Annotated in this window: 2 protein-coding genes; both read left to right on the forward strand. The window is 41.7% G+C overall.

Annotation, left to right across the window (positions count from 1 at the left end):
* The coding region (locus QWT87_RS21070) for a tyrosine-type recombinase/integrase (RefSeq protein WP_302718706.1) at window positions 1-540 on the forward strand (540 nt) is incomplete at its 5' end.
* The coding region (locus QWT87_RS21075) for a transposase zinc-binding domain-containing protein (RefSeq protein WP_302718708.1) at window positions 537-832 on the forward strand (296 nt) is incomplete at its 3' end. The genes QWT87_RS21070 and QWT87_RS21075, both read left to right, overlap by 4 nt.

Consider the following 832-nt stretch of genomic DNA (forward strand, 5'->3'; position numbering starts at 1 on the left):
CTGAAACATAAAATCTTAATCGGCATTCTTTACGGCTGCGGATTGCGATGTATGGAAGTTCGAAATCTGCGTTTGTGCGACTTAGATTTTGACAGAAAACAACTCAAAGTGGTTCAGGGAAAAGGCAAAAAAGACCGCTATTTACCACTTTCCGAACATCTGATTCGTGGACTCAAAAAGTATATCGAAGCGGAAAAACCAGAAAATTATCTCTTTGGAATGCCACGAGAAGGAAGAGCCGGCGCTTCGACTTCGCTCAGCACAGGCTTCGATTCAAGATATTCGCAGCGCGGCGTTCAGTGGGCGGTAAAACAGGCATCAAGAGCAGCAAAAATCTTGAAAGAAGTGAGTGTTCATACGCTTCGGCACAGTTTTGCGACGCATCTTCTGGAAGATGGGATGGATATTTTGAGCATCAAAAATCTTCTCGGTCACGAAAGTATTGACACGACGCTGGTTTATCTTCAAATTGCACAACTTTCCACACAAAAACTCTTCTCTCCGCTCGATACCCTTTTTTCAGAATTTGGAAAAAAATGAGCGGTTTAAAAACCTCAAAAAAACAGTCAGTTCAACCTCAATCTCAACCTCAATATGAAGTCGCCGATGTTTTAAATATTTTAGGTTCAAAATTGGAAAATTCAGGACTTAATTCTTGGCAATTACGAACACTTTCAGCGTTGAAAAAATGCCGTACATCGGCTTTGGGCGGTCATATTGACGCTTGTGATGAATGTGGAAATGTAAGCATCAGTTACAACTCCTGCCGAAACCGTCACTGCCCAAAATGTCAGGGCAAAAACCGTGAAAAATGGATTGGTATGAGAGAAAA

It is taken from the genome of Chryseobacterium urinae (genome assembly GCF_030518295.1).
Classification (GTDB): domain Bacteria; phylum Bacteroidota; class Bacteroidia; order Flavobacteriales; family Weeksellaceae; genus Chryseobacterium; species Chryseobacterium mucoviscidosis.